We start from the raw sequence: 23,990 nt of genomic DNA, 5'->3' as shown, positions 1-23,990 counted from the left end.
AACTTATATCAGAAGAACGCCTCCATCTGCGGCTGATCCCCGTTCCATAAGATGGCGCGTTCTTCGGGATGTTTTTCAAACCAGTGTCTGACATAAGGGCACGTGCCGATGATTTGCACGTTTTCGTCCTTTGCCACTTGAATGGCCGATCGAACCAGCTTATCTCCTATGTTCTGTCCCCGTGCCTCCTCGGGGGCGTTGGTACTTAATAAGTCATAGGAATTACCGGGACCACGGCGGTATTTAAGGATGGCTTCGCCTCCCTGCACGTTAGCGATGAAACGATTCTTGTGGGATTCATGACGAACTTGCGTATCCATAAGACCTCCGATACTTTAAGACTAACCTCGTGGATCACTTAGAACAAACCCAGGCGATATTTTCTGCCAGAGTGCACGTTTCTAGTGTATTCCCTAGGTTCTTTCGTACAGTTGTAATAAGATCGGCAAAATGAAGTTTTGTTTAATTGCTCTTCTCTCTCTGCGCACACATGAGTCGCTTTTGTTAGCGCTTGGCCTTGCGATCGTACTGTGTGTTCCAACAATCGCGCATTGTGCAGAAGAAAGCCTTAAAATTGGCGTCAATTCAGACTACGCTATGCCGTTGATCAAAGTGAAAAACACGGAAACTTCACGCGAACTGCAAAGCGGAATTCTTAAAGAGCTAGGCTCTGAAATCGCCAACGAGCTTGAGCGCAAACCTCAATGGATGCTGCTGCCAAAGCGCAGGGTTGCTCCGGCATTGATTGCTGGCGATGTGGATGTGATCTGTCACCTAAACGAAGTGTGGCAGCCCGCCATTCGCAACGACGTCTGGTGGAGCCAAGAACTCTATCGCTCCAATAATGTCATCGTGACATTGAAAGATACGAAAACGCCAAGGTCTATTAAAGATTTGCACGGCAAACGGGTCGGTACTGTTTTGAATTTCATATACACAAACCTTGATGACGACTTCAAAAAGGGTTTGATTCAACGTGAAGACGGTCCCAGCAACGAAAGCAATGTGCAAAAACTTTTGCATCACCGTCTGAATTACGTCGTGATGTCTAACATAGAGTTTCAGTACTACAAAAAATCTTATCCTAATTTGGTGGACGTGGATTTCGGCCTGGATTCAATTATGACCAAATGTGCGCTGTCGAAAAAATCAAAAATCTCTTTGTCAGCTCTGAACCGCGCTATCGAAAACATCAAGAAAAGCGGGACTCTTGAAAGGATCTTTAAGTCCTATTATTAGGAGGATTCACGAGTCAAAGCGCCCACAATGCCTGTCAATCCGACAATTGAAAATTACTCGCGCTTTTCGTGGTAATTAAGGCATGACATTAGGCCCAAGATCAGTTAACTAGGGCCTATGACAGACATTCAAATCACGCTGACAAAAGAGCCTAAAGCACTTCCTCCAACTGACAATCTTGGATTCGGTAACTACTTCACAGACCATATGTTTGTGGCGAAGTATTCTGAAGATAAGGGTTGGTATGAAGCGAAGATCTTGCCTTACGGTCCTTTGCCGCTTGATCCGGGTGCTTCGGTATTCCACTACGGCCAAGCTTTGTTCGAAGGGATGAAAGCCTTCCGCCAAGCTGATGGCAAAATCGTGTTCTTCCGCCCCGAATTCAATCAAGTTCGTATGGCTCAAGGTGCAGAACGTATGTGTTTGGAAGCGCCACCAATGGAACTATTCATGAAGGGTTTGCATGAGGTCGTTAAAGCCGATGCTCGTTGGATTCCTAATGAACCAAACACGTCTTTGTACATCCGTCCTACTTTGATTGGGACGGAGTCGTTCTTGGGTGTACGCCCATCACGCGAAACAATGTTCTTCATTATGCTTTCACCTGTGGGCTCTTATTACGCTGAAGGCGTGAAACCAGTTAAAATTTGGACTGAAGAAAAATATCTTCGTGCAGCGCCTGGTGGTTTGGGTGCGGTTAAAGCGGGTGCGAACTATGCATCAAGCTTGAAAGCGGCACTTGAAGCTAAGAAAAAAGGCTATGCACAAGTCTTGTGGTTGGACGTTGAACATCAAGGTATCGAAGAAGTTGGTACGATGAATGTGTTCTTCGTATTCAACAACGAAATCGTAACACCGGCATTGAATGGCAGCATTTTGAATGGCGGCACTCGCGATGCGATCGTCGAACTTCTGAAACACAAAAATCTTCCGATCGTTGAAAGAAAAATCACGATCACTGAAGTTGTTGAACGTTTGCAAAAAGGCGAATTGCGCGAAGCTTTCGGTACAGGTACAGCAGCGGTTATCTCTCCTATCGGTGAACTTCACTACCGAGATAAAGACTGGAAAATCAACGGTGGCCAAACTGGCGAGTTGAGCACTCAACTGTACAAAGAAATCACTGGCATCCAACGCGGTGAACTTCCAGATCCATTCAACTGGATCACTCCATTAAAATAATCGTTCTCGACTAAATCACTACAGAGCTGGCCCACCCGCCAGCTCTTTTATTTTGTGCCGATGCTTTAAAGCACACTCTTTGAATTTTTATGTAAATTGCTGGGTAACTGCCGCACGATAAATTTATGTGAGGAGGTTCCCTATGGAACGTACAGCTTCAGCCTATTGGCGAGGTTCAATCCAACGCGGTCGCGGTGAAGTCACTACTGCGAGCGGTGTCCTTAAAAACTCACCTTATTCATTCTCGACACGTTTTGAAAATGCACCGGGCACCAACCCCGAAGAGCTTATCGCGGCGGCACACGCAAGTTGCTTTGCGATGGCCTTATCAGGTGCCTTGACGAAAGCGGGCTTTGAACCGAAAGCCTTGGATGTGACGGCAGCCGTGAGCATTGAAAAAGATGGCGAAGGCTTTACCGTGCGCTCTTCCAAACTGAAATTACGTGCGCAAGTTCCAAACATTGATGGCGCCAAATTTAGTACGATCGCCGAAGATGCGAAAAAGAACTGCCCGATTTCAAAATTATTGAACGCCGAAATTACTTTGGAAGCTCGCCTTGAAGGCGCGCAAAATTACGGCAGTCCATCCAAACCGAGCCAACAAAGCAGCTCGGCCGTATAGATTTTTTATTGCGAGACCCCAGCGTTTTCTGCGGCAAATTTGCCCAGAGCACTGAGGTCCATTTCCGCCATGCCTCTGGCAATTGCTGTCATGACTTGATCGTGCACGTGACTTGCCATTGGCAATGGACTTCTTGCCGAAGCCGCCGCTTCTTGCGCCAAACGCAAATCTTTTAAAGCCAAAGGCAATGCGAAAGCGACATTCTTTTCATACATCTTATCCACGATCATCGAGCCATAGTTTTTAAATATCGGAGCCGAGAAAATAGAGCCCGTCATAGCTTCCAAGAAAAGCTTCTGATCAAGACCGGATTTTTGCGCAAGCGCCAAGGCCTCTGACAACATTTGAATGCTTGAGATTAGCATGAAGTTGCCAAGAACTTTGGTAAGATGCGCGTGTGCGGGATCTTCACTGACATGGAAAACTTTTTGCGAAAGAGCGTCGAAGATTTTTTGACAGCTCTTCAAGAGCTGATCATCACAACCGGTCATGATGAAGAGCTTTCCTTCTGCCGCGGCCTCGGGTCTGCCAAAGACCGGTGCGCCGACGAAGAAGCTGTTGCACATATGGTGATCCGCTTCCATATGATCGGCTAATGCGGGGCTAATGGTGCTCATTGAAATGTGAATCGTACCGGGTTCTAGAACTTTTAAAAGGCCGCGCTCGCCATAAACCAGATTTTCAAGCGCTTTATCATCCGCAACCATCGAGATGATGATGTGACAATCATGCAGATCCAGAGGAGAATAAGCGATTTTTGCGCCCTTTGCCACCAAGGGTTCCGCTTTTTCTGGTGTTCGATTGTATACCGTAAGATCAAAGCCTTTATCTAAGAGTCTTGCGGCCATCTTTGCACCCATGTGACCGAGCCCCATAAATCCGATTTTCATTGCAGCCCCCTTCACTTTCCTTCTAGCATATTAGCAATCATGGAGATTCTAATGAACCAAAGAATAAACACAGTCTTTTTGCTTCCACTGGTTTTAACTCTTTCAATGATGTCCTTCACAGGTTGCGCGACGTTGAGTCCTCGCAGTATCGCGGACGTGCCCGCTATCAATGTCGAAAAAGTCAAAATGCCAGTCCTTAAAAACATTCCAGGTAATCAACTTAACCTAAATGTAATGGACAACAGGGACAGTATGTACCGTCAGAACACGGAAGCGCTACAAAAAGAACTTCGCCGTGTTATCACACAAAGTTTGAAGTCCAAAGGCATCACAGTGAATCCGAGTTCAAAGAATTCGCTGCTGATCTCTGTGCAAGAACAAAAAGTGGGTGATTACAAAGATGGCTGTGTGAAAATCAATGGCATGTTGGCGATTCCTGACGTGGCAAACGTGTATTCCGACGCGACTTCTTGCTTTGAAATGAAAAGTCCTGTGAGCACTGTCAGCATGGGAAGTGATATTAACGAATCATACGAGATGGCGTTATCCGCCGTATTCCAAAGCTTTGGTACGAATTTACAAAAACTAAATCCAAAAAAATAATCCACGGAGGCTGAGATGACGAAAGATAAAGACTTCTTCCTAAAAAAGAAAAAACTTTCGTCATTCAGCACCGAGGGCGAAGACTTCTGTAAGTTTGATAAAGCCGAGCTTGTGGAGAAAACCAAAGAACTTGGCGACGATCTTGCCGACCTTCAAGAACTGATCTTTGCGGAATCTAAATATAAAATTCTAATTATTTTGCAGGGTCTGGACACCTCGGGCAAAGACGGCACTGTCAAACACGTCTTCGGAGCGACCAACCCTCAAGGCGTGCGCGTCGTTTCCTTCAAAGCTCCGACGGAACTTGAGCTTGCCCATGATTATATGTGGCGCATTCATAAGGAAGCCCCAGAAAAAGGCGAGCTCGTCATTTTCAATCGCAGTCATTACGAAGATTATATCGTGCCACGTGTACACGGCACTTTAAACAATAAGCTTGTAAGACAGCGCATGGACGACATCAAAGCATTCGAAAAAATGCTTGCCGCACAAGATTTTGTTATTTTTAAATTCTTCTTGCACATTAGTCTTTCCGAACAAGCTGAACGCTTGCGCGAACGTTTAGATAACGCTGAAAAACACTGGAAGTTTCAATTAAGCGACCTGACAGAACGCCGCCACTGGCGCGAATATCATAAAGCCTATGAGGAGATCATCCAACACACGCATACGGATGACTGTCCATGGTATATCATCCCGGCTGACAACAAGCCTATTCGCAACTATCTGATTTCAAAAATTCTTGTACATCGCTTAAAAAATTTGAAATCACATCTGCCGGAGTTCAATCCCAAAGTGATCAAGAAATTAAAAGAAGAAGCGCAAAGAATTTTGCCGCATAAGAAATAAAAAAAAGGCCTCTTGCGAGGCCTTTCTTTTTAGTGAAATTAGTTTTTCACATTCACAGTCAAGTGAGCACTTTCCACTTTCGTATCGATCGTGTTCGACTTCAAGTGACCGACAAACCAGATGTCATATTTGCCGTTGGGAACCAGATTTGTTCTCCAGCCCATCGTCAATTTACCTGGAACGACAGATGCTGTTCTGACATCGTCCTTACCATCGGGTCCAACATGATGGAATTCGATAGAGCTCATTGGAACTGAAGAAGACGTCATTGTGATATCAACTTCGATACGCTCTTTAAGGTCCTTGTTTAGATCAAGGCTGCCTTTGCCTTTAAACGTGATCGCCATTTGTGGAGCTTGGTTAACAACATAGAAGAAATGTCTTTCTGATGTTCCCAATTTTTCGCCCACGGCATTTTGTGCAAGCACTTGCACTTCATAACGACCATCTGGCAAAGCACTGACATCCATTTGTTCTGGGCAAACGCCTTTTTCACAAGTCGCAGAAAGCACGGCTTGATTTTGGCTATTGTACACCGCAACTGTCATGGAATCCGTTGAAGGGGAAGTTGAAACTACTTTCACTGGAACGGTCCCTGTGTTGTAAGAATAATCCGCTGGTGATTCCACCGAAACAGCTCCGCCAATTGCAGGGATATTGTACAACCATGTTTCGTCACCTACGCCCGATTCGTCATCGTAAGCCACGTAACCAAAACCTTTTTCACCCCACTCTTCGCCCCAGCTGTTGCGGATAATGAATGCTTGTTTGGCATCATCATAACCGATGATTGAAATCGCGTGACCGCCCATGTATTCGCCCGTCGTGTGTTTGTAAACGCCACCTGCATACGCCATGAAGTCTGCATACACTGTCAATGTCGTTACAACCGGACCTTGCAACAAGGCTTGTTTTAAAGCCTGCAAGTTTTGTGAACCACGAGTTGGACTTGAGTAACTAGAAATTTTGAAACTTCTTTGCGCCGAATCAGAGCAAGAAGCGCGACATGCGACGTCTTGTCCCGTTGCTCCTGAAATATACGGCATACACGCTTCATCAGGCACACCGTTACGTTGAATATAACGAGCGGCACTTTCAGGCATCCAACCCCAGTTACATGCACCACCACCGCAAGCAAATAAATGCTGAGGCGAGAACTTCACGTTAAATTGAGGCAGCAATGATGAGATTTTGTATTGTGTTTCCAAAACACCGATAGAGGCAAAAGCCACACAGCTTCCGCAATTACCTTGATCTAAAATCGGTGACACCCAATTTTGACCGTCTTTATTTCTCCAGTCGAATTGCGCAGGCAAGTTTGCCATGATTTTTGGACTGTCTGTGATGAACTGGATATCGCGAGCACCTTCACGGCGCAAACCCAGACGATGTTTAAGCTCTTGCTTATTCATATCAGTCAGAGTGTTCTTACGTGCGTACCACTCGCCACCTTGTTGTTGAATCTTGTGATTCAATTCTTGAACGTTCAATAACTCGGCATGCCCCACTTGAGAAAGTAGAAGCGCTGTCGTCAAAACAAGTGTTTTCATTGTTCTTCCCCCCACATAGAACATTATCTGACTAAAATTTGTTAAGAGACAAACAGTTTAAGGACTCGGCTCAAAGAAATTTGACGATGTCATGGGTTTGCCTTCGACGTATTTCGGGAAGTTTTCCAAGATGTCTTTCACTTTGTTGTTATCGAAATGCTCCAGCGCATCTTCGATGAGCAAACTTTCTTTATCGCGACCGACTGTTGCGACCGCAGCAATGCGTTCATCTTCATAAAATGACACCGCGAAGTCTTTGCTGTGCATGTCACCATAACACTCCATACGATCAAACGCTTCTGCGTGGCCCACATACGACAAGATAACGTCATATTGTTGACTCCAGAAGAATGGAACTTCGTCGTATTTGACTTGTCTGCCTAGCATATTCAAAGCTGCGATCTGTCCTTGGCGCTCGGCGTGTTCCCAATGTTCTACGCGAATGTGCTCTTGCGCGCGCGGATCAGGCCAACGGGCGACGTCACCGGCAGCAAAAACTCCGGGAACGGAGGTTTCAAGATATTCATCAACTAAAATACCATGATTGGTTTTAATCCCCGCTTGTTCCGCCAAAAGAGTATTTGGAATAATTCCCGCGCCTAAGACAACGAAATCGCAAGGCACTGTCGTTAGATCGTCTAACAATACACTGCGATCGCGAATTTCCCGAACTTCATGCCCTAAATGGAAAATCACGCCATGATCTTCATGCAACTTCTTAAGAAAGCTTCCGATGTGTACTCCAAAAGTTCGCAACATCGGCAAACCTTCGGGCGCCACGACGTGAACTTCTAGGTTGCGCTCACGCAAAGAGGCTGCGACCTCCATGCCGATAAAGCCCGCTCCGATAATAACAACTTTTTCTGCCCACGACGTGCGATCGATAATGTTCCGGCAGTCTTTTAAAGAGCGCAAAGTAAAGACGTGCCCTTTTTCTACTCCCGGAATGTGCGGTTTTGCGGGTTGTCCGCCGGTTGCCAGCAAACACGCATCATATTTTAAAGTACGCCCGTCTGCTAGAAACACATGTTTGCGATGAGCATCTAATTTTGCGACTTTAATTCCTAGTTCCAATTGAATGTTTTTACGTTTGAAGAAATCAGGATTAAAGAGTGGAATCCACGATTCTTTGGCATTGCCCGCAAGATAGTCTTTGGAAAGATTGGGACGATCATAAGGAGCTGATTCGTCTTCGCTTAACAGATGAATATGTCCTTGAAAACCTTCGCGGCGCAATTGCACGGCGGCAGCAATACCGGCGGCGCCTCCGCCGACGATGACGAAAGTTTTGTGTTCAGTGTCGGCGATACTTTTTGTTGAAGCTGTTTTTTTACCGGTCACAAAAACTTTGCCGTCTTTAACTTCGATATTCCAACACGAAATGGGACTCAACGCGGGAGTGCGGTGCGCTTCGCCGGTTTTTAAGCTAAATGCCGAGTGATGCCACGGACAGTGAATGATATCACCTGTGACGATGCCTTCGTTTAATGGTGCGCCATAGTGCGAACACTTTCCACCGACAGCGTAAAACTCTCCATCTATTTTTGAAAGCAGAACGGCTTTGTCGCCGACGTGGCCAAGAAGCAAATCGCCTTCATTAATGGAATCTTCCGCAATCCCGAGTGTGAAGTCAGGACCGCTCACGTTTTCATTATCTTGGCCCACAAGTACCTCCGAATTGAAAGCCTAAGGACACTTCAATAATAATTTTTTTCTGATTCCACCAGCACTGCTGACAAAGAGTTGTGCAAAAAAACACCAGTGTGCTGGACCTACATCAACTAGTATTAAAAACCTGATGTCTCAATTTGAGAATGAGATTTCAAATACCCAATCTTCCCTTAACATCGGACCCTCATATTCCGAAAAAGCTATATGCATTCCGACTTGTTGGAATGAGTATTTGCAACCGGAGGCTCCGTTGAAACAGTGGGTGAAAAAATTGGTCGATCAGCTCGATATGGACTGGGGTCATTCGCATTCTGAACAGGGTGCTAAGAAGACTGATAGCCCGGCTTTGTCTGAAGAGCGCGCCACCATCGTTTACATTCTAGATGTTTACAACAAAAACCTATTCGAGATTCCTCGTCACCAGGTTCGTAAGGTGCGTGCGAAAATCGATACTTACGCTAAAGAGATCGTTCATGCGCCGTCACAGGATGCTTTGAATAATACGCTCTTTAATTTGCGCCAATTCATTTCAAGCTATCGCATTGATGAATACTCGTTCGTGCAAAACACGATTGACGATTTCAAACGCATTATCTGGGAATTCGCCGATCACCTTAGCGAAGAGGTTTCCCAAGAATCAAAATCCCAAGTGGATTTGGATTCAAGCCTTGCGCAACTGCGTGAAGCCGTCGAGTCTAATTCCGTCGAAGAATTGCGTCTGAAATCACGTGAATTCATTGATCTGTATCTGAAATCGCAAACGTCACAGAACGAGCGCCGTTCAAAACGCATGGATTCTGTGAAGAAGAACTTGAACAGCGTTAAAAAACAATTGATGGAAGCAAATCAAACGATGCGCCGTGATCACCTGACTGGTGCGCACAATCGTCGTAGTTATGACGAGCAAGTAAAACGTTATCTGCAATTGAATGAGTTGGATAAAGATCCTATTACGCTGGTTATGCTAGATATCGACTTCTTTAAGAAGATTAACGATAACTATGGTCACGATATCGGCGACTTTATTCTGCAAGAATGCGTACGTATGCTGCAAGAAAGCTTTTCACGTGAAGAAGACTTCGTGGCCCGTCTGGGTGGCGAAGAATTCGCCGTGATTCTTCCTGGTTGTGACGCTGATGCGGCAGCAAAAATCTGCGAAAATGCCATGGCTAAAATCCGTAAGGAAGTCTTTATCCACGGCGAACATCAGATCCGCTTTACCGTGTCTATGGGGATCGCACCATTGATTCCTGGGGAAAGTGCAGATAACTGGTATAAACGCGCTGACGGCGCTTTATACGAGTCTAAAACCACGGGTCGCAATAAATATACGATTGCGACAGCGAATTCCGCTAAGAAAGTGGCCTGATCAACTTTTAGACACCTGTCAAATCACTAGTGGTGACAATAAAAGCCTGAACACTCGTTCGGGCTTTTTTTATGTTTAGAAAAATCTGAACAGTTACAGTGAATTTTCAGACGAACTCGATTGTAGAGTGCACACAAGTAGGTCTTCCTTTTGCTTTGTTGAAAAAGCATGAAGACATCAATCCAATTTTTCAAATACACTTCTGCTCTATTACTTCTTTCTTCTTCCTTCACGGCGCCAGCGCAAGATCGCGTTGATAGAGATATCGTGATTGCGATCATCGATACGGGTGCTGAAGTGAATCACCCTTTAATTAAAGAAAACATTTGGACCAATCCCAAAGAAGTTATCAATGGCATCGATGATGATGGCAATGGATTTGTCGACGACGTCCATGGATGGGACTTTGTTTCTCACTCGACGGATTTGAGTGATAATAATGGTCATGGGACTCATATCGCGGGCATCATCCAACAGCGCGCTCAAAGTGCCCACGTTAAATATATGATCCTTAAATATTATGACAACGGCAAAGCGGAAGAGGACAACGTCACCGCGACGATTGCTGCTATTAAATACGCAACTAAAATGAAGGTCGACATCATCAACTATTCAGGTGGTGGTTATGATCGCAATCCCAAAGAAGAAGAAGCGATTAAAGAAGCGCAACGCCAAGGTATTTTATTTGTGGCAGCGGCAGGTAATGGCGGAATCAATACCGATACCTTTGGCTACTACCCGGCTTCTTATAAGCTCAGCAATATTATTTCTGTCGCAGCAATGGATTCGGCAAAGCATTTAATTGATAGCAGTAACTATGGTTCACAGTCTGTGGATTTAGCGGCCCCAGGTAAACGCATTCTTTCTTCACTTCCTGGTGGACAATACGGTTACATGACTGGCACTTCGCAAGCGACGGCGTGGGTCAGCGGACTTGCTGCAAGTCTTATGTTGCAAAAAAAGACATACGTGCCAGAAGAGATTAAACGCCAGCTTGAAAAACGAGGTGTGCGCGATTTATCGCTCGCTAATAAAACGAAATCTCAGGTGCGCATTTCCTCTTTACAGTCTTCAGACGCAAGCCTATAACCTAAAAGTATTGAGCAAGCTTGAATTCAACCCGCAAGGGCCCTTTCCCCTCGTCACTTATGACGAATGCAGTTATCAACAGGCGCAGGAACATTCTGTGCTTGTTGATGAGTTGTTGGGATTTCGCACGGCTGAGGTTGAAACGGCTTTGTTAAAATCAAGTGCTTATCAGGTGCAAGCAGACCAAAACATTCCCGTGCAATTTTGGCGCGGCCTTCCGGTTCAAGCCCTGCAAACTCCGTATAGCGAAATTCGTTGGATTTTGGATTTATTGAACTTACAACCTGGCGAAACTGTTGTCGACCTGGGTTGCGGTTACGGGCGGATGGCTTTTGTGCTTGGCAAACATCATCCCGGTGTCAACTTTGTTGGCTACGAACTGGTTGCTGAACGTGTCGATGAAGGCAATCGAGTTTTACAGAGTTTCAACTACCCGAGTGTTAAAATCGTAACTCAAGATCTGACGGCGCCCGATTTTATTCCTGTGAAAGCACAGCACTATTTCTTATTTGATTATGGCAGTGCTGCTGCCGTTGATAAAACTTTAGAAGATTTAAAGACTCACGCCAAAGGCGAATCCATTAATGTGATCGCCCGTGGACGTTATACGCGTCATCGCATTTATCAAGCACACCCGTGGCTTGCAGAAATAAATGAACCCAACGTGCAAGAGACTTTTACGATCTTCAAATCATGAGAACGCACACAAATTAAATTCAACTTCTGTATTCACACAAACTTCGCCGATTGAATCTTGCGGTTCAAGCGCAGTCCTTTGGATACTAAAGTCTATGAGACTTGAAGGCTTCGGCGAATACTACAAAAAATCCAACGATCCCCAAAAACTCACTCAGTGGTATGAAGAGCATATGGGCCTTCATCACGAAGACGACGGTGAAGTCATGCTTCCCGATTCAAGTTTTAAGCCCGTCGACATGAGTTACTTTTCGCCAAGTACAGAGATGAGCAAACTGACTTTTCAGGTTGAAAATCTCAATCAAGCTTTGCAAGACCTTACCGAAGAAGGTGTCAAGGTTGATGACAATCTTCATGAAACCGAATTCGGTCGCTTCGCTTGGGTTTATGACCTTGAAGGCAATCGCATCGAGCTGTGGGAGCCTCGTCCCTATTATTATAATCCGGTCGATCTTGGCGAGCCCGAGTGATCAATTCTTTGACGGCCTGGTAAATCTCTCTCACTCTTAACAAGTGTCCATCGTAAGATCGCGCTGATTGCCGTTCACGCATCGAAAAATGGCAAAGGCTTTGCTTAACCTCAACCCATGAAAATACTGATTCGTGCTCTGATTTTGTCGTTGAGCCTGTTATGCTCAGCCTTCCTTGATAATGCTCGCGCTGAAGTCGTAGACCTGCGCCCGCTGCAAACACCCGCCAAAGACCAGAAGAATCGCGATACCTGCGCTTACTTCGCGGTCAGCGGTTTGGTTGAAAGTGCTTTTAAGAAATTTACTGGCAAAGAATATGACATCTCGGAAGAGTTCGAAATTTTCCGTCATAAAATCATCAATTCCTGGCGCCCTGAAGTTGAATTCGGTGATACGTACACGTTGCTACAGAATTTAACGAACTCTTATTTCGTGGCTCCTGAAAATCTTCTGCCGTATCAAACTCAAAGTTTAAATTTTCAAGCACCATTAAGCGCAGAACAAACAGCGATGTACGATCTGCGCAATCGTAAAGGCTTGATTCAATTCCGCAGTTTAAAATTTAAAATGTTAACGCAAATGTGGAGCCGTAAAGCATGGTCGGAACTTGCGATGAATGAAATCAAGCAAGAACGCCCTGTGGTCGTAACAGTCAAAGTCGCGATTCCATATGTCGACGATGCAAAAGGTACTTTTACGTATAGCGCAGCTATTGACCAAGAATGCGGTGGCGGTAAAATCGTTTGTGGTGGCCATGCCATCTTACTTGTGGGTTATGACAGCGATAAGAAAGTGTTTCTGTTTAAAAACTCATGGGGACCGCAATGGGGTTCTCAAGGTTTCGGAGTTTTAAGTTTTGAGCATGTTGATAATTACTCTGACCAATTATTGACGGCGTATTTTGACAAACTTACGTCCCCTTCCGTGAGACAAGATTAGCGTTCAATTAAACTGGAAAAATGGAAGTCATGAGTACTGAATCGTCTGTAGATAAAAAATGGTTCGAGCTGTTCAGCAACAAGGCGCGTGTGATCTATCCACACTCGGACCCATCTCATGACTATCTTCATATCATACGTGTTGTGAACACCGCTAAAAAACTTTGTGATGCAGAAAAAGCTAACTGGGAAGTCGTGATGCCGGCGGCATTCTTTCATGACTTTGTAAACGTACCTAAAAACGATCCCCGTCGTGCATATGCTTCACGTATTTCCGCTGAAGCCGCGTTAGAATACTTAAAATCTGTGGGCTATCCGGAAACGCATTTTGAAGACATTCGTCATGCCATTGAAGCCCACTCTTTCAGCGCCAATATCAAACCTGAATCCCTTGAAGCGCAGATTGTGCAAGACGCAGATCGCTTAGACAGTTTGGGAGCTATTGGTATCGCTAGGTGCTTTGCGACTTCAACATTGATGAGCCGCCCCTTCTATTCTGAAGAAGACCCATGGGCCGAGAAGCGCGATCTAGACGATAAGAACTATGGTATTGATCACTTCTATATCAAATTATTTAAATTGGTCGATAAGCTGAATACTGAAACGGCAAAAAAAGAAGGCCAACATCGTGTGGCCTTCATCAAAGAATATCTTGAGCAGATTAAGCGGGAAATCTAATTAGATTCGCCGTCAATCATCGATGGCGGTGTCGTCGTTGAATCGACGATCTTTGCCTTCGTCACGAATTCATGCATGATCTCTGCAAGAGTTTTTGTTTTGTGTGGTGACATCGCTTGCAAAGTTTCGATCATGTCTTCTTGAATCGCACGTGGGATGTGTTGCAACTTTTGCTCCCCTTCAGGAGTCAAAAACACAATCACCTTTCTTGAATCTTCTTTTGAAGTCGAACGCGAAACTAATTTCTGTTCTTCAAGTTTCTTCACGACAACTGACACAGAACTTTGATGAGTCACTGTGCGAACCGCAAGATCGTTGATCGAAAGACCTGGCTCTTCTTTCAGTTTTTTTAGAACGAAGATTTGCGCAGCACTCAGCCCAAGATTCTTTTCAAACTGGCTTGAAGAGATTCTTAGAGCTTTGAAAATGTGTCGGATGTAGTCCATGATTTCTGCGACTTCAGGTCGTTGCTCATGAAGTGAGTCGTTGTTTTTCATTGATAAGATTTTCGACTAACAACTAAACACAATCAATATTAATTTACATGGCCTGCCATACATGCACCGATTGTCATCGCTCAATATGCATCTACAATTTCTGCTTTAAATAAATTTGTGAATAGAAATTTTTTGCGGAAGAGAAAACTTCTCTCGCTGTTTTGCTCTAGAAAAATCGATTTCATATGAACGCAAGGCAATTGCATCATCAGCAAGCCAACGCTCTTTAGAACCATACAAAATATCGCCTATTATTGGAAATCCATGACGACTTAAATCGAATCGCAACTGATGCGAGCGCCCCGTGACTGGATGCAAATCCCACAAATGAAAACCATTTGAATTAACTCCCAAGTAAATGGCTTCGGTTAAGCTAGGTTTGCCTTGTGGAGATTCATACGCACGTCGTTTTCCGCGTAAAACTTTAGCAGTCCATGTGTATTTGTGACCAACTTTTAGTTCAATAGCATGCTTAGTGTTTTGGACATTGTCTGGAATGTGAGAAAAGTCCTGCCCCGAAGTCAATGCACAGTAGGTTTTCGTGACTGTGCGATTCTCAAACCATGCATTGGCAGCACGATGGGACTCCATACTCTTGGCATACATCACAAGCCCCGACACCTCGAAATCAAGACGGTGCACGGGAAAGATCTGAATGCCTAGTTCGTGTTGAAGAGTTTTTCCCAAACAAGCGCGCGTATCTTCGTCTTCAAAGCGACTTGGGGTACTTAATACTCCACTGGGCTTATCACAAATGACGAAGTGCTCGTTCTGGAAAACAACGTTAATCATTTCTTGCTGATTCCGACCAAAAAGATTTCTTTTGAGATCTTACGAGTAGAGTCAGGCTTAACCGCCTCGCATTTTGCGAATGATTTTTTGATTTCATCGCGAAGTTTACCGAAATCGTCGCTATGAAAGAGTTTGCAGATAAAGTGGCCATCTTTTTTCAAGAAACGGCGTGCAACATCTAAAGCCAGTTCACACAGCTCCATCGAGCGTGCTTGATCGGTCATGCGGATGCCTGTCGTCTTTGGCGCCATATCTGACATCACTAAATCAAACGGGGGTTGATATCCGTGTTCTTTAAAAATCTCTTCAAGATTCAAGTCGCGGAGATCAGCTTGAATAAACACAGCATTGTTCAACTTCACAGTCACCGGGCTTAGATCGACACCCAACACGCGACCGTTTTGACCAACCATTTTGGAAGCATATTGTGACCACGAGCCTGGAGAGGCTCCAAGATCTAGAACTGTTTGGCCGGGTTTAAAGATTTTGTATTTCTTGTCGATCTCTTCAAGCTTGAAAACAGAGCGGGCCGCAAAGCCCTCTTCCTTTGCTTTTCTAAAGTATCTATCGCGCGGATTGTAAGTCATATCGAAGGTTTATGTCGTGAACCATGGGTAAAGTCCAACACAAAAGTTTTCCTTTCCCTTTTGGGACCTCATATACTAGAAAAGATTCATTCTTTCCCTATTTTTGGAGTGCATTGTGAGTATTGTTTTATCCATGGCCATCTTCTTTGTTGTCGTTACGATGGTATTCGTCACGATCACCCTGCTCTTCCCAGAATCAATGGGTATCACTGGTAAACGCGCGAAAAAGATCATCGAACAACAGCAAGAGCAAGATCCCGAAAAGAAAAAGCACGACGACGAAACTAAGCCTTAACTCTCGGCTCTTTCACCAGAGCCAACAACCAGCCGCCCGAAATAAACAGAACCAGAAGTCCTAACATTCCCATGCGCGAATTCCCAGTCACTGTCACCCCGAAGGCCACAAACAACGGGCCTAGGATCGAAGCAAATCTACCAACAAGGTTAAAGAGCCCAAAATATTCGCCACTGTATTCTTTTGGCGACATACGCGCGAACAAAGAACGACTCAATGCCTGAACTCCACCTTGCACCAATCCAATCACTGTCGCGAGCAGATAGAAATGCCAAGCCTGTGACATCATCGTCGCTAAAATAACTGTGATCGCGTAAATGAGAATGCAAAACAGTATCGGTCCTTTTGTGCCCCAACGTTTCGTAATTGTGCCGAAATAATAGGCTGCCGGGAAACCTACGAACTGCGTGATCAACAAGGCGGCGATTAAATCTTTTGCTTCAAAGCCGATTGAAATCCCGAAATCCACAGCCATCGTCATGACCGTGTAAACTCCGTCAATGTAAAGCCAATAAGCGATCATGAAGATCAGCAAATTCTTTTCAAGCAAAAGTTTTTTGAAAGTCGCAGCCAACGTACGCACACTTTGCAGAGTTAAACGCCAGATACTTTCTTTTGAAACCAACACTTCAGGTTCAGGAACATTCTTCGCAAGTGGATAGGAAAACACGAACCACCACAACGCCACACTGATAAACGAAACTTGCACCGCTTGAACGCCATCTTTCAAACCAAAGATTTCAGGTTTCAAGTACATGATCACGTTGAGCAAGAATAAAATTCCACCGCCTAAATAGCCTAACGAATATCCTAAGGACGAGGCGTAATCCAGATCTTCAGGCTCTGCAACAAATGGTAGCAGGGCTTCGTAAAATACGCAGCTTGCATTGAACGCCAACATCGCAACCCCATAGGCAACAATGGCATTCCACCAATCGCCCGCTGGGATAAACGCCATCCAGGCACAGCACAAAACACCTAAAACCATGAAACCCAAACATAGAAGTTTTTTAAAACCACGCAGATCGGCCATGACTCCTAAAGTGGGACTCATCAACGCGACAACCAAACTTGAAATTGAAATAGCCGTCCCTAGTCGTGCAGTTGTCGTGACGGCATCAGCGCCCTGACTCCAGAAGTTTTTAAAAAAGACGGGGAAAAATCCAGCCATCACGGTTGTGGAATATGTACTATTCGCCCAGTCGTAAAAAGCCCAGCTATAGATTTTCTTTTTCTGTGGATTCATTGCCGCTTCCTTGTGCTTCATCTTGAAGCAAAACATGAAAGGAAGAAGAACGGAAGAGGAAAATCAAGACAGCTAAAGTCATAAGAAACATCAAACTTGAAAGCGCATGCAGCTTGGGACTTACACCCATCTTCATCGCGGTATAAAGCTTCACTGGCAGAGTATCTTGACCTACACCATTCACGAAATAGGTGATCAAAAAGTCATCGAACGACAACAAAAAGCTTAAGATAAAGCCACCTAAAATTGCGGGCTTTAACAATGGTAGAATTATGGTTTTTAGAATTTGCCATTCACTGGCGCCTAAGTCGCGAGCCGCATCTTCAAACGAAGGATCAAAACTGACCAGCCGCGAACTGACGGTCATCATCACATACGACAATGAAAACGTCACATGGGCGATGATCACCGTCGTCAAACCCAGCTCCATACGCATGACAAAGAACCAACTCAGAAGTGCTAGGGCAAAAACGATCTCTGGAAAAATCAAAGACGTTAATGACAAGCCTTCTAAAAGGCGGCGCACTTTTTTAGAAGCTTTTTGCATACCGACTGCGGCCGCGGTTCCCACTACAGTCGCAATTGAACTTGCACAGATCGCCACCAATAAAGAATTACCCAAAGCCTGCATCAATGCGGAATCGGCAAAGACCTCTTTAAACCAACGCAAACTTAACGAAATCCTGTCAGAGTTGCGCTCGACAAAAGAACTTACAAACATCACCGCAATCGGCAGATATAACAATAACAGCACAAGCCATAATAAGATCTTCGCAAGTTTTGGAGCGGCAGGACGCTGACATTCATGAGCCATGCTCTGCCCCTTTTTTACGAGTAAAGACGAAGACGATAACCAACAACATCACGATCAACAAAATCGCCAAGGCCGAACCTTGTGCCCAGTTGCGTGCTTTTAAAAATTGTTCCGTGATCAGGTTCCCGTAAAGCATGGTCTTTGCGCCACCCAATAAGTCCGGAATCAAAAACTCACCCAAAGAAGGGATGAACACCAATAAGAATCCGCTCGCCAGTGGCTTTTTAAGGTTTGGCAAAATAACCGTGCGTAAAATAGTCCATGCCGAAGCGCCCAAATCTTGTGCCGCCTCAACAAGCGCAAAATCAAATTTCTCGAACGCTCCATAGAGTGGCAACACCATGAACGGCAGATAGGTCGTCACCATCCCGTAAAAAACCAGGAACTGATTTTGTGTCAGCATGAACGGATCGAATTCAATGCCCGTAAATTTAAGCACCGCTTGCAGTGGTCCATCAAAACCCACAAACAGTCTGAGGGCATAAATACGAATCACCACATTCGTCAAAAAAGGCAGCGCTAAAGCTGCGACATAAAACTGACGCTGTTTAAGCGAAGCTGTGCTCATTGCCCAGGCCATCAAAACACCCAACACCGCACAAGTGACGGAAGTTAGTAGAGCTAACTTCAGGCTTTCTAAAAAGATCGCGAACGACGTCCACGAAAAGGCGTGCACATAGTTTTCAAATGTCAAAGTCCACTCAAGACCACCATAGGTGCCGCGAGTCGCAAAACTGACCGCGAGCACAATCAAGAGTGGCAACAATACAAAAGCTGCAAACCATATTAAAGCTGGAAAAGAAAGTGACTGACGTGATCTCACTTCGCGCGAGTTCCCACTTGCAAATCGCCGCGATTAAAAACCATTGCCTTACGCACGTACGCATCTAAGGACATGCCTAAGCGCAAGTCTTCTGCTGGGACATTGAATTTCCCACGCACAAGACTGCCATCGCTTAATTTTAAAGTCGCGAAGTCCTGAGAGATCTCAACCAACTCCCCTTGCAGACATGTGCTCATCCCCATGAACTGGGCCGCAAAGGCACCTTCCGGGTTTTCATAGATTTCTTGGGGCGAGCTGACTTGCACAAGCTCGCCTTTATTCATGAGACCAATACGATCCGACATTGCGAGTGCTTCTTCTTGATCGTGAGTTACGTAAATAAACGTCAAACCAAGTTTGCGTTGCAACGCGCGAAGTTCACGCTGCATGTGTTCGCGCAACTTTTGATCTAGTGCAGATAAAGGTTCATCCAAAAGTAATACTTTCGGGTGATTGACTAATGCGCGAGCAATGGCTACGCGTTGCGCTTGACCTCCCGACAAAGTTTCAGGACGACGATGACGGAACTCTGACATCTCGACAAGGTTTAGGGCATCCGCTACCCGAAGTTCAATTTCATCAGCAGAAAACTTTTTGACCTTCAGGCCGTAAGCGATGTTTTCACCCACAGTCAGGTGCGGAAAAAGTGCGTACTTCTGAAAAACCATATTGAACGGTCTTTCGGCTGCACTTAAATGCTCGACGTGTTCGCCATTCAGAAGAATTTTTCCGTGCGACACCGTCTCAAGCCCCGCGATGATACGCAAAAGTGTTGTCTTTCCGCAGCCACTTGGACCTAGCAAAGAAAAGAACTCCCCTTCCGCAATAGAAAGGTTCACGCCCTTTAAGGCTGTTTGACTCGAAAAACTTTTGCCGATATTCAGAAGTTCAAGCATGCACTAACAATAAAAAGGATTTCAAAAAATGTCGAGAATATTGATCGCACTTCTAGCTTGCAGTCTGCTTTTCACGGCTTGTACCAAAAAAGCTCAAGACACTGACGCCAAGGTTGTGAACCTTGCGATCTGGGGCAATTACCTCACTCCGGAAATGCAAGCGAAGTTCGAAAAGGAGACGGGCATTAAGCTGAATATCTCCAACTACTCTTCCAGTGAAGAGCTGCTAGCGAAGGTGCAAGCGGGATCTTCAGGCATCGACGTGGCTGTGCCCTCGGACTACATGGTCGACATCATGATCAAAATGAATCTTTTGGAAGAGCTCAAAGCCGAACAAATCGCCAACCGCGCTCAAGTTTCGCCGACGTTCATGGGTTTGCAGTTTGATCCAACTAACAAGTACTCGCTTCCCTACGCTTGGGGCACGACGGGCATCGCTGTGAACCGCGCCCTTTACAAAGGTTCGATGAAATCGTGGAAGGACCTTCTGACAAATCCAGAGCTTGCCGGCAAATTCGCGTTGCTGGATGACGTGCGCGAAGTTTTGGGTGCGGCTTTGATCATGAATGGAAAATCTGTGAACAGCACAGACCCGGAAGAGTTAAAAGCGGCTAAAGCAATTATCCTAGCAGCTAAAAAGAACGTGAAGATGTTTACATCTGATACCGTCGACATCTTAAAAAATAAAGAGGTCGTTGCTGCTCAAACATATTCGTCAGACGCACAACAAGCCGTCGCTGCCAATAAAGACCTTGAATACATCATCCCGGAAGAAGGCTGCAGCATGGGCCTTGATAATTTGGTGATTATTAAAGGCAGCAAGCACACGGAAGCAGCCCACAAGCTGATTAACTTTTTACTAAGCCCCGAAGTCGAACAAAACAAGATTCAGAACATTCACGCGGGACCCGTTTTGAAGGTTAATCAAAAGCTGATCCCTGCAGATCTTAAGAAGTTCCATTCGCTTCACGACTTGGCCGAGAAAAACAAACTGTGGGAAGATATTTGGACTGAGATCAAAACCAACTAAGACTGTTCGCCTACTTGATTCGTCACCGCAGGTGCAATGCGCGGAGATTCTTCACTGCGCGCATTGAACTGTCGGTACAGATTCACAGCCCCGATGGTGGTGGCTATGACTCCTGCGACCAAATAGATCATGACTGCTTTTTTGCTTTGATTGAAGACGTAGTTGAAACCCGCAATTATCAGCAACAAGGGCCCTACAACTACCAAGGACGAAATAATCTGTCGGAGAGCAAACTCTCCCATTTCCGAATTCATAACCCCGCCTACGTTCAAGAATTTGGTTATATTCGTAGAACTTATCGGCAGGACTTTGGGCCACTTGAGGGCAATTAGAATTCAAAACCTAAAAAACTGAAAGATAACCGTCCACTTTTGAGACGATCGAAATATGGTTTAAGGATTCGAGCAGCAGAAACTTCACATCGGTGTGAGCAAACAATTCTTTTTGCTTTTCTGCGTTGATCACTTCGTCTTTACCACCAGTCACAACGTAAAGATTCGGATGAAGAGCTTTGATCTTTTCCATCACATCATCCGGTGCATGAACCGCCTTGAGGTACTGAGCACTGTAATGCAAACGTTCATTTCCGGTACGCATTGCTTCGGGGAAGTTCACATTGAAACTGCCGTTTTCACCCGCTGTGATCCACCCGCCATAGCCTGGTTGATTGGTCTGCAAGTGATCCGGCAAATGCGGCGCCAAGGCCACGAATTTATAAAACTGTTTACCCAATGCGGAAGTGGCGATTCTTAACGTAAAGCCCCCACCCATCGAGTGCCCGGCCAAGGTTAAACGCGAAATCGAACGCTGCATTTTGATGTGAATCAAAAGCTCTTCCATATCGATTTCAAGTTGTGACTGAGAAATAGTATCAGTGTTTAGATTCAGACTGCCGCCATGCCCACGTAAATCCGGAGTCACCACATTCGCGACACCTGATTTCGCAATGGCATCGGCCAATACACACATGTAACGGCTATCACTGCCCGCCCCGTGATAAAGAATCACCAGGTCTTCACACCAAGCAGGATAAAAGCGATACGTCAGGGTATCGCCTTGGCGGGTACGAAACTTCTCCAGCGGAGCTAACTTGCCCAGAGGAATTTTGAAGCTTCGCAAGTCCATTTGGTCAGACATTAAGCTTTCGCCTCTTGTTGTTTTTTATGAGTGTAGTAATCGTAGTCGCCTTCGTAGATACGAAGTTGATTTTTATCGACTTCAAACACACGAGTCGTCACGGCTTTAAGGAAGTGACGGTCATGCGATACGATAAGCACAGTTCCAGGGAACTCTTTAATTGCATCAAGCAAGATTTCGCGCGATTTGATATCCAAGTGATTCGTCGGCTCATCCAGAATCAAAAGATTCACAGGTTGCGCTAAGATCGTCGCAAGAACCACACGTGATTTTTCACCACCCGAAAGAACGCTGATTTTTTTATCTGCTTCTTCGCCCGAGAATTTAAACGCACCCAAAAGACTGCGCACAGTTCCCAAGCCCGCATTCGGCATACGCGAATGCACTTCATCAAGAATCGTCATCTTTGGATCTAAAACGTCCAAAGAATTTTGCGAGAAGTAACCGACATTGATCGACGCACCCAATGTGCATTTACCTTCTGTCGCTTCCACATCGCCCGCGATAATTTTTAATAACGTTGATTTACCAGCACCATTCACCCCAACGACCGCAACACGGTCTTGGCGTTTTACCAGTGCATTGGCGCCAGAGAACACAAGTTTCTCTTTGCCATCGTCACGTTTCCAAATTTTCGAAAGCCCTTCAAACTTCACAACCTCGTCACCACCACGCGGAGGCACTGGCCACTCAAACTTGATTTCTGCTTCCTCTTCAGGAATTTCGATACGATCAATTTTTTCTAATTTTTTAACACGCGATTGCACTTGGGCTGCATGCGAGGCACGGGCCGCAAAGCGCGCGATGAATTCTTCTTCTTTCGCCAGCATGTCTTCTTGACGTTTTGCTGCTGCGATCAACTGTTCTTTACGGATATCACGCTCTTTTTCATAGAAGTCGTAATTGCCGCCGTACACCGTGATTGATTTATTCGCGATCTCAACAATTTTGGAAACCAAACGATTCATGAACTCGCGATCATGGCTTGTCATCAGGATGGCGCCTTTAAAGTTCACCAACCACTCTTCAAGCCATACGATCGATTCGACGTCCAAGTGATTCGTCGGCTCGTCCATCAGCAAAACTTCAGGATTCAAAACCAGAATTTTCGAAAGAGCGATACGCATCTTCCAACCACCAGAGAAACTTTCAGTAGGACGATGATAATCATCTGGGCCAATACCAAGACCTGTTAAGATCTCTGCCGCGCGAGCCTCTAGATCGTAACCACCAAGACGTTCGAAGTCGGCTTGCAATTCACCGTAAACTTCAAGAATGCGAGTCATTTCATCCGCATCCAAATCAGGATCACAAAGTTTTGCTTCGCACTCCTGCATTTTGGCCTGCATCTCGCCGATGTTGCCGACCGCTGATTTCACTTCTTCAAGAGCTGAACGCCCACGCATATCTTCGATATTTTGCGAGAAATAACCAATCACCGTACGATCTGACTTAGAAATCGTACCGCCGTCGATACCCTCTTCACCCATGATAATACGGAAAATAGTCGTTTTACCGGCACCATTAGGACCGACAAGGCCAATCTTCTCTCCAGCGTTAATCTGAAAAGAACCATTGCGATAAAGAATCTTATTACCCTGCTGCTTCGAGATATTTGATAAGTGAATCATGGTTCCTTATATAACGTAGAAAGGATTAAAATGAGCACAAAATAATGAATAAAATTATGCCCTATTATCGAGCACCAAAACACTCGACGGTCCCCTATGCTTCAACTGAGCCCAAAAACCCACACAAAGCCCATAAACAAAAAGGAGTTCCAAATAGACTCCGCAGCACAAACAAAAGAAATTGAAAATAAAAGCCCCGCTCAGCTAAAAAATAGTGTATAGTCCCCCACAACATAGATACAGGATCTCAAAACAAAGAGATGCGAAAACCACTTCCAAAGAGCTAAAAAGCGGCAGCATACAACGAGCAAAGCGAGTTGGGCTCAGCCAGCAAAACCAGCGACGGCGAAAGCCGAGCCAGAAACAAAAAAGCAAAAGAGAATTGGTCAAAATGCC

The 23,990-nt window shown here is 45.3% G+C and carries 27 protein-coding genes; 13 read left to right on the top strand and 14 right to left on the bottom strand.

The window, feature by feature from the left end:
* Positions 1-8 precede the first annotated feature (8 nt).
* Positions 9-320: a GNAT family N-acetyltransferase gene (locus tag DOE51_RS06680; RefSeq protein WP_142695778.1), complete on the bottom strand. Its 312-nt coding sequence runs from the start codon at positions 318-320 to the stop codon at positions 9-11.
* A 181-nt stretch (positions 321-501) separates the two neighbouring features.
* Here DOE51_RS06680 and DOE51_RS06675 point away from each other — a divergent pair, with 181 nt between their 5' ends.
* From DOE51_RS06675 to DOE51_RS06665, 3 genes are all read left to right on the top strand, one after another.
* Complete coding sequence (locus DOE51_RS06675; protein ID WP_246845436.1) at positions 502-1,239, top strand: ABC transporter substrate-binding protein; 738 nt, start codon at positions 502-504, stop codon at positions 1,237-1,239.
* Positions 1,240-1,356: 117 nt separating this feature from the next.
* A complete protein-coding gene (locus DOE51_RS06670; RefSeq protein ID WP_142695776.1) occupies positions 1,357-2,421 on the top strand; it encodes a branched-chain amino acid aminotransferase in 1,065 nt (354 codons plus the stop codon).
* A 142-nt stretch (positions 2,422-2,563) separates the two neighbouring features.
* On the top strand, positions 2,564-3,043 hold the full coding sequence (locus DOE51_RS06665) for an OsmC family protein (RefSeq protein WP_142695775.1): 480 nt from the start codon (positions 2,564-2,566) through the stop codon (positions 3,041-3,043).
* A 5-nt stretch (positions 3,044-3,048) separates the two neighbouring features.
* Here DOE51_RS06665 and DOE51_RS06660 read toward each other — a convergent pair whose 3' ends face one another.
* A complete protein-coding gene (locus tag DOE51_RS06660) occupies positions 3,049-3,933 on the bottom strand; it encodes an NAD(P)-dependent oxidoreductase (RefSeq protein ID WP_142695774.1) in 885 nt (294 codons plus the stop codon).
* A 51-nt stretch (positions 3,934-3,984) separates the two neighbouring features.
* Here DOE51_RS06660 and DOE51_RS06655 point away from each other — a divergent pair, with 51 nt between their 5' ends.
* Positions 3,985-4,536, top strand: a complete 552-nt coding sequence (locus DOE51_RS06655) for a hypothetical protein (RefSeq protein ID WP_142695773.1) — start codon at positions 3,985-3,987, stop codon at positions 4,534-4,536.
* Between the two features lie 15 nt (positions 4,537-4,551).
* Positions 4,552-5,385, top strand: coding sequence for a PPK2 family polyphosphate kinase (locus DOE51_RS06650; RefSeq protein ID WP_142695772.1), 834 nt, complete (start codon positions 4,552-4,554; stop codon positions 5,383-5,385).
* Positions 5,386-5,423: 38 nt separating this feature from the next.
* Here DOE51_RS06650 and DOE51_RS06645 read toward each other — a convergent pair whose 3' ends face one another.
* Positions 5,424-6,935: a C1 family peptidase gene (locus DOE51_RS06645; RefSeq protein WP_168196400.1), complete on the bottom strand. Its 1,512-nt coding sequence runs from the start codon at positions 6,933-6,935 to the stop codon at positions 5,424-5,426.
* 57 nt (positions 6,936-6,992) lie between these two features.
* Positions 6,993-8,600: an apoptosis inducing factor family protein gene (locus DOE51_RS06640; RefSeq protein ID WP_142695770.1), complete on the bottom strand. Its 1,608-nt coding sequence runs from the start codon at positions 8,598-8,600 to the stop codon at positions 6,993-6,995.
* 256 nt (positions 8,601-8,856) lie between these two features.
* Between DOE51_RS06640 and DOE51_RS06635 the strand changes: the two genes are divergently transcribed.
* The 6 genes from DOE51_RS06635 to DOE51_RS06610 all read left to right on the top strand — a co-directional run bounded on the left by DOE51_RS06635 (position 8,857) and on the right by DOE51_RS06610 (position 13,846).
* On the top strand, positions 8,857-9,975 hold the full coding sequence (locus DOE51_RS06635) for a GGDEF domain-containing protein (RefSeq protein ID WP_142695769.1): 1,119 nt from the start codon (positions 8,857-8,859) through the stop codon (positions 9,973-9,975).
* Positions 9,976-10,143: 168 nt separating this feature from the next.
* Positions 10,144-11,064 (top strand): S8 family peptidase, encoded by a 921-nt coding sequence (locus DOE51_RS06630; RefSeq protein WP_142695768.1) that lies wholly within the window; start codon positions 10,144-10,146, stop codon positions 11,062-11,064.
* Between the two features lie 10 nt (positions 11,065-11,074).
* A complete protein-coding gene (locus DOE51_RS06625) occupies positions 11,075-11,761 on the top strand; it encodes a cyclopropane-fatty-acyl-phospholipid synthase family protein (protein ID WP_168196399.1) in 687 nt (228 codons plus the stop codon).
* Positions 11,762-11,855: 94 nt separating this feature from the next.
* Positions 11,856-12,230, top strand: coding sequence for a VOC family protein (locus DOE51_RS06620; RefSeq protein WP_142695766.1), 375 nt, complete (start codon positions 11,856-11,858; stop codon positions 12,228-12,230).
* Between the two features lie 117 nt (positions 12,231-12,347).
* The gene (locus tag DOE51_RS06615; RefSeq protein ID WP_142695765.1) at positions 12,348-13,169 is read left to right on the top strand and encodes a C1 family peptidase; all 822 of its coding nucleotides are present in this window, start codon (positions 12,348-12,350) and stop codon (positions 13,167-13,169) included.
* A gap of 20 nt (positions 13,170-13,189) precedes the next feature.
* Positions 13,190-13,846 carry an HD domain-containing protein gene (locus tag DOE51_RS06610; protein ID WP_246845434.1) on the top strand — a complete coding sequence of 219 codons (657 nt, stop codon included), beginning with the start codon at positions 13,190-13,192 and terminating at the stop codon, positions 13,844-13,846.
* Here DOE51_RS06610 and DOE51_RS06605 read toward each other — a convergent pair.
* The 3 genes from DOE51_RS06605 to DOE51_RS06595 all read right to left on the bottom strand — a co-directional run bounded on the left by DOE51_RS06605 (position 13,843) and on the right by DOE51_RS06595 (position 15,722).
* The gene (locus DOE51_RS06605) at positions 13,843-14,343 is read right to left on the bottom strand and encodes a MarR family winged helix-turn-helix transcriptional regulator (RefSeq protein ID WP_246845432.1); all 501 of its coding nucleotides are present in this window, start codon (positions 14,341-14,343) and stop codon (positions 13,843-13,845) included. The genes DOE51_RS06610 and DOE51_RS06605 overlap by 4 nt on opposite strands.
* A gap of 105 nt (positions 14,344-14,448) precedes the next feature.
* The gene (locus DOE51_RS06600) at positions 14,449-15,135 is read right to left on the bottom strand and encodes an RluA family pseudouridine synthase (RefSeq protein ID WP_142695764.1); all 687 of its coding nucleotides are present in this window, start codon (positions 15,133-15,135) and stop codon (positions 14,449-14,451) included.
* Positions 15,132-15,722 carry an RlmE family RNA methyltransferase gene (locus DOE51_RS06595; RefSeq protein WP_142695763.1) on the bottom strand — a complete coding sequence of 197 codons (591 nt, stop codon included), beginning with the start codon at positions 15,720-15,722 and terminating at the stop codon, positions 15,132-15,134. The genes DOE51_RS06600 and DOE51_RS06595 overlap by 4 nt, the downstream gene beginning before the upstream one ends.
* A 115-nt stretch (positions 15,723-15,837) precedes the next feature.
* On the opposite strand from DOE51_RS06595, the gene DOE51_RS06590 reads away from it, so the two are divergent.
* On the top strand, positions 15,838-16,017 hold the full coding sequence (locus tag DOE51_RS06590) for a DUF1418 family protein (RefSeq protein WP_142695762.1): 180 nt from the start codon (positions 15,838-15,840) through the stop codon (positions 16,015-16,017).
* On the opposite strand, the gene DOE51_RS06585 is transcribed toward DOE51_RS06590, so the two are convergent.
* Genes DOE51_RS06585 through DOE51_RS06570 form a run of 4 tightly spaced genes read right to left on the bottom strand, consistent with a single transcriptional unit; the run spans position 16,007 to position 19,796 of the window.
* On the bottom strand, positions 16,007-17,263 hold the full coding sequence (locus tag DOE51_RS06585; protein ID WP_142695761.1) for an MFS transporter: 1,257 nt from the start codon (positions 17,261-17,263) through the stop codon (positions 16,007-16,009). The two genes, DOE51_RS06590 and DOE51_RS06585, sit on opposite strands and share 11 nt — an antisense overlap.
* Positions 17,235-18,077, bottom strand: a complete 843-nt coding sequence (locus DOE51_RS06580) for an ABC transporter permease (RefSeq protein ID WP_142695760.1) — start codon at positions 18,075-18,077, stop codon at positions 17,235-17,237. The genes DOE51_RS06585 and DOE51_RS06580 overlap by 29 nt, the downstream gene beginning before the upstream one ends.
* Positions 18,067-18,900, bottom strand: coding sequence for an ABC transporter permease (locus DOE51_RS06575; RefSeq protein WP_142695759.1), 834 nt, complete (start codon positions 18,898-18,900; stop codon positions 18,067-18,069). The genes DOE51_RS06580 and DOE51_RS06575 overlap by 11 nt, the downstream gene beginning before the upstream one ends.
* Positions 18,897-19,796 (bottom strand): ABC transporter ATP-binding protein, encoded by a 900-nt coding sequence (locus DOE51_RS06570; protein WP_142695758.1) that lies wholly within the window; start codon positions 19,794-19,796, stop codon positions 18,897-18,899. The genes DOE51_RS06575 and DOE51_RS06570 overlap by 4 nt, the downstream gene beginning before the upstream one ends.
* Positions 19,797-19,824: 28 nt before the next feature.
* On the opposite strand from DOE51_RS06570, the gene DOE51_RS06565 reads away from it, so the two are divergent.
* Positions 19,825-20,826 carry a spermidine/putrescine ABC transporter substrate-binding protein gene (locus tag DOE51_RS06565; RefSeq protein ID WP_142695757.1) on the top strand — a complete coding sequence of 334 codons (1,002 nt, stop codon included), beginning with the start codon at positions 19,825-19,827 and terminating at the stop codon, positions 20,824-20,826.
* Here DOE51_RS06565 and DOE51_RS06560 read toward each other — a convergent pair.
* The 3 genes from DOE51_RS06560 to DOE51_RS06550 all read right to left on the bottom strand — a co-directional run bounded on the left by DOE51_RS06560 (position 20,823) and on the right by DOE51_RS06550 (position 23,594).
* On the bottom strand, positions 20,823-21,014 hold the full coding sequence (locus DOE51_RS06560) for a hypothetical protein (RefSeq protein ID WP_142695756.1): 192 nt from the start codon (positions 21,012-21,014) through the stop codon (positions 20,823-20,825). The two genes, DOE51_RS06565 and DOE51_RS06560, sit on opposite strands and share 4 nt — an antisense overlap.
* A gap of 154 nt (positions 21,015-21,168) precedes the next feature.
* Positions 21,169-21,963, bottom strand: coding sequence for an alpha/beta hydrolase (locus DOE51_RS06555; RefSeq protein ID WP_142695755.1), 795 nt, complete (start codon positions 21,961-21,963; stop codon positions 21,169-21,171).
* Positions 21,963-23,594 (bottom strand): ABC-F family ATP-binding cassette domain-containing protein, encoded by a 1,632-nt coding sequence (locus DOE51_RS06550; RefSeq protein ID WP_142695754.1) that lies wholly within the window; start codon positions 23,592-23,594, stop codon positions 21,963-21,965. Before DOE51_RS06550 ends, DOE51_RS06555 begins: the two co-directional genes overlap by 1 nt.
* Between the last annotated feature and the right edge of the window lie 396 nt (positions 23,595-23,990).

It is taken from the genome of Bdellovibrio sp. NC01 (genome assembly GCF_006874625.1).
Classification (GTDB): Bacteria; Bdellovibrionota; Bdellovibrionia; order Bdellovibrionales; family Bdellovibrionaceae; genus Bdellovibrio.
The sequence above is the reverse complement of the archived record's forward strand: the minus strand, read 5'-3'. Positions and strand labels throughout refer to the sequence as shown.